Origin of the sequence: Clostridium sp. (genome assembly GCF_051650885.1) — a bacterium.
Classification (GTDB): Bacteria; Bacillota; Clostridia; order Clostridiales; family Clostridiaceae; genus Clostridium.
Genome location: NZ_JBOFRG010000365.1, coordinates 1 through 7,964, shown reverse-complemented (window position 1 = coordinate 7,964; position 7,964 = coordinate 1). Strand labels below are relative to the sequence as shown.

General features: G+C 28.3%; 10 protein-coding genes. 6 read left to right on the top strand and 4 right to left on the bottom strand.

The genetic code is table 11. The annotated features are described in order from the left end of the window. Both ACRC28_RS18450 and ACRC28_RS18445 read left to right on the top strand, forming a co-directional pair. On the top strand, window positions 1-698 hold a 698-nt coding region (locus ACRC28_RS18450), incomplete at its 5' end, for a MurT ligase domain-containing protein (RefSeq protein ID WP_438544917.1). Between the two features lie 12 nt (window positions 699-710). Next, the gene (locus ACRC28_RS18445) at window positions 711-1,442 is read left to right on the top strand and encodes a type 1 glutamine amidotransferase (RefSeq protein WP_438544916.1); all 732 of its coding nucleotides are present in this window, start codon (window positions 711-713) and stop codon (window positions 1,440-1,442) included. Window positions 1,443-1,451: 9 nt separating this feature from the next. Here ACRC28_RS18445 and ACRC28_RS18440 read toward each other — a convergent pair whose 3' ends face one another. Further along, window positions 1,452-2,216: a polysaccharide deacetylase family protein gene (locus ACRC28_RS18440; protein ID WP_438544915.1), complete on the bottom strand. Its 765-nt coding sequence runs from the start codon at window positions 2,214-2,216 to the stop codon at window positions 1,452-1,454. Between the two features lie 163 nt (window positions 2,217-2,379). Here ACRC28_RS18440 and ACRC28_RS18435 point away from each other — a divergent pair, with 163 nt between their 5' ends. Beyond that, window positions 2,380-3,717 (top strand): D-alanyl-D-alanine carboxypeptidase family protein, encoded by a 1,338-nt coding sequence (locus tag ACRC28_RS18435; protein WP_438544914.1) that lies wholly within the window; start codon window positions 2,380-2,382, stop codon window positions 3,715-3,717. A gap of 28 nt (window positions 3,718-3,745) precedes the next feature. Here ACRC28_RS18435 and ACRC28_RS18430 read toward each other — a convergent pair whose 3' ends face one another. From ACRC28_RS18430 to ppaX, 3 genes are read right to left on the bottom strand one after another with little or no spacing between them, the layout of a single operon-like run. Then, window positions 3,746-4,438 carry a flavin reductase family protein gene (locus ACRC28_RS18430; protein ID WP_438544913.1) on the bottom strand — a complete coding sequence of 231 codons (693 nt, stop codon included), beginning with the start codon at window positions 4,436-4,438 and terminating at the stop codon, window positions 3,746-3,748. After that, on the bottom strand, window positions 4,431-4,781 hold the full coding sequence (locus tag ACRC28_RS18425) for an arsenate reductase family protein (RefSeq protein WP_438544912.1): 351 nt from the start codon (window positions 4,779-4,781) through the stop codon (window positions 4,431-4,433). Before ACRC28_RS18425 ends, ACRC28_RS18430 begins: the two co-directional genes overlap by 8 nt. Before the next feature lie 3 nt (window positions 4,782-4,784). Then, on the bottom strand, window positions 4,785-5,435 hold the full coding sequence (ppaX, locus tag ACRC28_RS18420; protein WP_438544911.1) for a pyrophosphatase PpaX: 651 nt from the start codon (window positions 5,433-5,435) through the stop codon (window positions 4,785-4,787). Window positions 5,436-5,593: 158 nt separating this feature from the next. Between ppaX and ACRC28_RS18415 the strand changes: the two genes are divergently transcribed. The 3 genes from ACRC28_RS18415 to ACRC28_RS18405 all read left to right on the top strand — a co-directional run. Continuing rightward, a complete protein-coding gene (locus ACRC28_RS18415) occupies window positions 5,594-6,592 on the top strand; it encodes an acyltransferase family protein (protein WP_438544910.1) in 999 nt (332 codons plus the stop codon). Window positions 6,593-6,669: 77 nt separating this feature from the next. Next, window positions 6,670-7,683 carry an ABC transporter substrate-binding protein gene (locus ACRC28_RS18410; protein WP_438544909.1) on the top strand — a complete coding sequence of 338 codons (1,014 nt, stop codon included), beginning with the start codon at window positions 6,670-6,672 and terminating at the stop codon, window positions 7,681-7,683. Window positions 7,684-7,688: 5 nt separating this feature from the next. Further along, a partial coding sequence (locus ACRC28_RS18405; protein WP_438544908.1) for an ATP-binding cassette domain-containing protein occupies window positions 7,689-7,964 on the top strand: 276 nt, incomplete at its 3' end.

Here is a 7,964-nt window from a genome sequence, read left to right as displayed (position 1 = left end):
ACTACATAACTTATAATCATCTTGGTGATTTCTATTGCCCAAGTTGTGGTTACAAACGTAGTGAACTTACTTACGCTGTTAAAGAAATTATTGATTTAGAGCCTAATAGTTCAGAAGTTTTAATTAATGATGATGTAGTAAAAATTAGTCAAGCAGGGGCTTATAACATTTATAATGGGCTTTGTGCTTATGCTATGGCTAAAGAACTTTCTATGCCAACTGAAGCTATACTAAAATCTCTTAGCAAGCAAGATTCTAGCTTTGGTAGACAAGAAATTATAAACATAGAAGATAAACAAGCTAAAATAATTCTTGTAAAAAATCCAGCAGGTTACAATCAAGCAATTGATACTCTTTGCTTAAATAAAGAGCCTTTCTCATGTCTTTTTATGTTAAATGATAACTATGCTGACGGTAGAGATGTTTCATGGATTTGGGATGTTGACTTTGAAAAACTACATGAACTTCCTATAAATGACGTATTCATTTCTGGAATGAGAATGTACGATATGGCTGTAAGACTTAAAACAGCTGGTTTAGACGAAACTCACTTTAAAATTGAAGCTGATTATGAAAAGCTTACTGAAATGATTAAATCTTCTAAAGATGATAATTTCTATATCTTAGCTACTTATACTGCTATGATAAATTATAGAAAATATCTTCATTCAAAAGGCTATATAGAAAAACTTTGGTAAGGAGAAAATTTTATGGAAATTAATATTAGTCATCTTTATCCAGACCTTTTAAATGTTTATGGTGATGTTGGTAATATCCTTATCCTTAAACAAAGAGCTGAAAGACGTGGAATAAAGGTAAATATAATAAATACCTCTCTTAATGACACTTTTAATCCTGATGAATTTGATATTGTTTTCTTTGGCGGTGGTCAAGATTATGAGCAATCTATCGTTTCAGAAGATTTAAAAACTGCTAAAAGAGAAGGTCTTCAAAAATATGTTGAAGACGGTAAAGTTCTTCTAGCTATTTGTGGAGGATATCAACTACTTGGAAACTATTATAGAGCTCCAAATGGTGAAAAGCTTGAAGGTTTGAAAATCTTAGATATTTATACTGAAGGTGGAGAAACAAGATTTATTGGAAATACAGTAATTTATAATGAGGAATTTAATCAAACATATGTTGGTTTTGAAAACCATTCTGGTAGAACTTTTATAAATGATTTAAAGCCTCTTGGTAAATGTATAGAAGGACATGGTAATAATGGTGAAGATGGATATGAGGGATGTGTTTATAAAAATACTTTCTGTACTTATTTCCATGGTTCATTACTTTCAAAAAACCCTGAACTTGCAGATAAATTTTTAACTCTTGCTTTGGAGAAAAAATATAATAAAGAAATTTCTTTAGAACCTTTAGACGATACATTAGAGTTAAAGGCTAAAGAATATATTATTAATAGATTCAAAGAGAAAAAGTAGATTTTACATCTACTTTTTTTCTTTAAATCTTCTATTTATTACTCTTGTATTTATTAAATATTCTATTTCTTCACTTGAAATTTGGTCTAAAGTTTTAAATTCATAACCTTTATTTTTATATGTATTTATCAACTCTTGTAATGTACTAACTGTACTATCCTTTACATCTGTGTCATGCATAAGTACTACTTCAACTTTGTATTTTCCACAGTTTCTTTTAAAATTATTTTTTAGTCTATTAGCTGATACTACTACAGTTTCTGCATCTCCTGAATCAACATTCCAATCTATATAGTTTATTCCATTTTTATTTAAACTATTTAATATATCAACCTTTGTATCAAACTTTGATACTTCGTTAGTTGCACCACCTGGAAGTCTTACAAAATTAAATTCATAATCTTCTCCTATAACTGCCTTTAAATTATTTTTACAACTATTTAAATCATAAAAGTAGCTTTCTTTATCTTTATAAATTTGTGCGTAATTATGGACATTACAATGAGGATATATTCCCATTCCACTATCCTTTAGCATTTCTAATTTATCTCTATATTTTACTGCATTTTTTCCTACAACAAAAAAACTACCTTTTATCTTATTTTTGTTAAGAATCCATAGAACCCTTTCCGTATTAATACTTGATGGTCCATCATCAAATGTTAGATATACGGTCTTTGTACCTTCGCCTCCTTCCGCTATATCATACTTTCCTACTATAAAAAATATTCCAACTATAAATAATAAACCTAAAATTTTATATCTTTTTTTCAAAAATATCACCCTCTCATCTCTTATTGTGCCTAAAATAATATTTTTTATTAATGTTTTCCTACATTTTTATATATTTTTCATTATTGTTATTCTAGTTTTTAAATGATATACTCAATTTATGTATGTCCCAAAAATAAATATTTAAAGATATGGAGAGATTGCTTTGACGAAAACAAATTTTTTAAACAAAAAAGGGGTACTTCTTAAATTAATCGCATTAATATTCACACTTTCTTTATTTTTACCCTTTTCTCTAGTAGCTTCTGCTGATACACCATCACAGAACCCTACTCCAGTAACAACTTCTACTGAACCAAGTATAACTGCAAAATATGCAATTACTATGGATTTAAAAACTGGTGAAGTTATTTATTCAAAGGATGCGGATAAAAAAGCTTACCCTGCTAGTTTAACAAAGCTTATGACAGCTCTTTTATTTGCAGAAAAAGCAAATAAAAATGACCAAATTCCTTTTACAAAGGAAGCTAGTACGCAACCACCTTATTCATTACATTCAAACTGGCCTGGTGTAACTATCAAAGTTGGACAAACTATGAGTGCTAATGATGTTATGAAAGCTCTTTTAATGTTCTCTGCTAATGATGCGGCTTATATGATAGCTGATTATGTTGCAGGAAACTCTCAAAACTTTGCAAAGCTTATGAATGAAAAAGCAAAAGAATTAGGAATGAAAGATACTCATTTTGTAACTGCAAATGGTCTTCAAGATGTAAACCATTATACAACAGCTTATGATTTAGCTATTCTTTTAAAAGCTGCTTTTAATAATCCATGGGTTAAGGAAGATATGGAGCTTAAAAACGCAAGTATTACTATTGATGGAAAAAGAGTTGACTTAGTTAATAGAAATGAAACCTTAGGTAAAAATGGAAACATTGCTGGTAAAACGGGGACTACAAATGATGCCGGTAATTGTTTAGCTACTGTTTATAATAGAGATGGTAGAGATATTTTAGGAATTGTTCTTTTCTCTAATGATATGCATACACCTGACCATAGATATTCTGATATGGATAAAATTATGGATTATAGTTTTAATGCTAAACCTGAAGTTTTTATGAAACAAGGACAAGCTATTGAAAATAAAACTTTAAGCTACAAGCTTTTTGGATTCTTTGGTCCTACTAAGGAGATTACTGCACCTATTACTGTAGATAATGATATTATGTTATATAACAATGCTTTTAATAAAAAGCATACTGCAATTACATTTGATAACAGCAATGAAAGTGCATGGAAAGCAACTTCAAATGATAGCTTAAACCTAACTCTTACATCAGGACAATTTAAAGAAACTATTAAAGGTTCTTTGGGTATTTCAAAATTTGATATAATTAAAGCTAATATATTAATTTACTTAGGTGTACTTGTTGGTGTTATAATCATCATTTTATTAATTTTATTTATTATAAGAACAATAAATAAGAGACGAAATAGAAGAAGTCGTTACTCTTATTCAAACTATAGACGTAGATATTAAAAAAATAGGATTTGCAAAATTGCAAATCCTATTTTCTTTTTCTTTGTTTATATTTTTTATTCTTATCATTTTTATCTTTTATTTTTCTATCTTTACTCTTAGATTCTACCTTCTTTTCGCCTATTGTAGAAGTTGTTTTCTTCTTTTCTTCAACCTTCTTTTTCATTACAGAATGTCCGAACTTCCCAATAGATTCCTGTGGCATTTCATAATATTCTCCATGGCAATATGTAACAAGATTTCCTTTTTCAAAATGAATCTTTCCTTTTTCATCCATTAATTTTTCATCTATATGAGAACATATAACATCTGCTATTACCAAGTCATGAGTTCCTAATGGAATTATTTTATTTACCTTACATTCAATTGACACTGGACATTCATTTATGTAGCTAGCTTCTATTTCATCACAAGGAACCATAGTAAAATTACATTCTTCTACTTTATCATTTGTTCTTCCACTTCTCACTCCACAGTAATCTACTTTTTTAACTAAATCACTGCTTGGCATGTTAACTACAAAGCTCATATTTTCTTTTATATTTTCATATGATAGTCTTTCTGGTCTAACTGAAATAGATAACATTGGAGGCTTTGTACAAACTGTACCTGCCCAAGCTACTGTAAATATATTATCCTTTCCTTCCTTATCTTTTGTTGATATCATAACTACTGGTACTGGGTTTAAAACCACACTACCTTTAAATTTCTTTTTACTCATCATTTGACTCCCACTCTTTAAATTTTTCTTCATTCATTCCAAGCACTGCTTCTTTTCCATTTCTAACTATAGGTGATTTTATAAGCTTTGGATTTTTTAAAATAATTTCTTCTTTCATTTCAACTGCTCTTATCTTATCTAAGTTAGATTTTTTATAATCCTTTGCACTTGTATTTATTAAATCATTTATTTTTACGCATCTCTTTATATTATTAAGCTCACCTTTTGCAATACCTTTTTCATCTAAATCAATTAATGAATATTTTATTCTTCTTTCCTTAAAATATCTCTCTACTTTTTTTGTTTCAAAACATTTTTTCCTACCGAAAATTTGTATATTCATATATTACCCCTCTAAGCTTTCAATTATATTTTCTATTTCCTTTAAATGCTCTATATAATAATCTGGTTTTGTTTCTTTTAGGCTTTCTACATCTACTTCTGTATAAGAAACACCACAAGTTTTAACACGGGCATTTTTTCCACTTAAAATATCATATGGGCTGTCTCCAACCATCATAGCTTCTTCTTTAAGTATTCCTAATTTTTCTAAAGCATATTCAATAGGTTGTCCACTTGGTTTGTGCTCATTTGTACATTCCGGGCTTACTAATACATCTATATATTCTAATAAACCTGTTACCTTTAAGCCTCTAGTTGCTACATCCCCTTTTTTTGATGTTACTATTCCAATTAAAATATTTTTCTTTTTTAAATATTCTAATAGTTCTTTTGCTCCTATAAAGGCTGTACACAAATCATCATGTATCTCCAATACGAAACTTCTATACTCTTTTATAAGCTCTAGCATCTCTTCATCATTTTGTGAAACTTTAGAAAATGATACTTCTAATGGTCTCCCATAATTTTCTCCTATTTTCTTTTTATCATAATTCAAGTTTAATTTTTCATTGAATATATAATTAAATCCTCGATATACCAATTCATTTGTATCTATCAATGTTCCATCTAAATCAAATAAAACTGCCTTTATCATTCTCTTCCTCCAGTGATATAATTTTCATTAATATAATATCACACTCTTCTGTAATTCTCCTAATTTTTAGTTTGTACATTTTACTCCTTTACTGTATAATTCTCCTTGTTAATATTTAGTTAACATTCAGTCAATTTTATGAATAAGGAGTGTTTTATTTGAAAGTTGTTTTAAATAGAGATTTTTATTTTGATACCTTAAAAGGTTTTTTGATAATTTGTGTTATTGTAGGAAATGTAATTGAATATGCTAATCCTACAAATGTAAATGTACATTTTTTCATATTATTTTTATATATGTTTCATATGCCTCTTTTTACTTTTGTTTCTGGATACTTCTCTAAAAAAAGTAAGAGAACTACTCGTGAAAAGGTGGTTCACACATTGAAAATTTATGTGTTTATACAAATTTTCTATGTGATTTTTACAAACCTTCTTTTAAATGGTAGCTATACTGTAACTCTTGTTTTTCCACAATGGACATTTTGGTATTTATTAACTTTAATGTGGCTTTATATAATTGAAGATTATATAAAAAACAAAAAGCTTTGGCTTATCTGTTCTATCCTTCTTTCTTTATTAATAGGATTTGATACAAGTATAGGCACAACTGGAAGCTTTTCAAGAACATTTTTCTTTCTACCATTTTTTATAGCCGGTCTAATGTTTGAGAAAAAGCATATTGAAATTTTGAAAGCTAAAAGAACTTTACTTTTAATTTCTTCAGTTATAATTTTATGGATTCTTTATACATTTAATTATCTAATTCCTATTGATATGCTTTTTGAATATACCAACTATAAATATTTTACTGACTTTACTCTGTTCCCTTTATGTATTAGAATTTTCCACTATATTGGTGCTTTTATAATTGGTGCTTTTGTATTATCTATTATTCCTAAAAAACGCTATTATATTTCTGAAATAGGGAGAAATTCACTTTATATGTATTTAGTACACGCCTTTACTATTTACATAATTTTCCCAATACTGTACTTTAACACAGTTCCTCAGATAATTTTAGCATCAATAGTTACTGTATTATCTTGTATTTTAACCTCTAAAATACCTGTATATGCTATAAAGTTTTATAAAACTTCAAATATTAAATTAAAAATAGACAATTTAATAAAAAAAGACAAAAAGATATCTTCTTAGATGTCTTTTTTTGTTTAACCAATTCTATTTTTATACATAAAATAAACTAGAATTAATTTTAAAATGAGGATTACAATATGAAAAAAATAATAAAAAAACTTTCTCTTATTTTAAGCTTAGTTTTCTTTGCAATTATCTTAACTAGTTGCGGAAAAACTAATACTGAAACTTCAAAAAAAGAGGTTCGTTTGAATGAAGTAGTTCGTTCAGTCTTTTATGCACCTATGTATGTTGCTATAAATGAAGGCTATTTTGATGAAGAAGGCATTTCTATTGACCTTTCTACAGGACAAGGTGCTGATAAGGTTATGCAAAATGTTCTTTCTAAAAATGCTGATATAGGTTTTTGTGGACCTGAGCAAGTTATATATATTTATAACCAAGGTCGCAGTGATTATCCTGTTCTTTTTGCTCAATTAACACAAAAAGATGGTTCCTTTCTTGTTGCACGTGATGATAAAAATTTCAAATGGGAAGATTTAAAAGGAAAAGAAGTTATAGGCGGTCGCCCTGGTGGTGTTCCTCAAATGTCTCTTGAATATGTTATGAGAGAAAATAATTTAAATCCTAAAACAGATGTTAATTTACTTACAAATTTAGATTTTACAGCAACTGCATCCGCTTTTAAAGCTGGTACTGGTGATTATGTAGCTTTATTTGAGCCAACTGCTTCTATGCTTGAAAAAGAAGGCAATGCAAAAATCGTAGCCTCTATTGGTGAATCTGCTGGAAATATGCCCTATACTTGTTTCTTCTCTACAAATTCTTATATGAAGGAAAATCCCGAAACTATTCAAGGCTTCACAAATGCTATAAAAAAAGGGCAAGATTACTTCCATTCTCATTCTTCAAAAGAAATTGCTGAAAACATTCAAAATTTCTTCCCCGGTACAGATATGGATATCTTAATTTCAGTTATTGATAATTACAAAGAAATTGACGCCTTAGCTAAAGATCCTACAATCTCTGAGGCTGAACTTAATCATCTTATGGATATAATAAAAGAATATGATAAAAACTTAATACAAACTACACCACCTTTTAATGATATCGTAAATAATACTTTTGCTAACAAATCATTAGCACCATAAATTTTATGGAATTTCTTAAGGTACAAAATATACAAAAAAGATATCATTCTAATAAAGGTGAAATTGAAGCTATAAAGGATATTAGCTTCACAGTAAACAGCGGTGAATATATTAGTATACTTGGTCCTTCTGGTTGTGGAAAATCAACCCTTCTAAATATTATGAGTGGTCTTTTAGAAACTTCATCAGGCGAAATTTTTTTAAAAGGACAACCTCTAAAAAATGATTTAAATACTGTGGGATATATGTTTCAAAAAGATCATTTATTTCCTTGGACATCT

Coding starts and splice junctions, on each gene's coding strand:
- ACRC28_RS18445 (WP_438544916.1), top strand. CDS start 711: ATGGAAATTAATATTAGTCATCTTTATCCAGACCTTTTAAATGTTTAT.
- ACRC28_RS18430 (WP_438544913.1), bottom strand. CDS start 4,438: ATGAGTAAAAAGAAATTTAAAGGTAGTGTGGTTTTAAACCCAGTACCA.
- ACRC28_RS18425 (WP_438544912.1), bottom strand. CDS start 4,781: ATGAATATACAAATTTTCGGTAGGAAAAAATGTTTTGAAACAAAAAAA.
- ppaX (WP_438544911.1), bottom strand. CDS start 5,435: ATGATAAAGGCAGTTTTATTTGATTTAGATGGAACATTGATAGATACA.
- ACRC28_RS18410 (WP_438544909.1), top strand. CDS start 6,670: ATGAAAAAAATAATAAAAAAACTTTCTCTTATTTTAAGCTTAGTTTTC.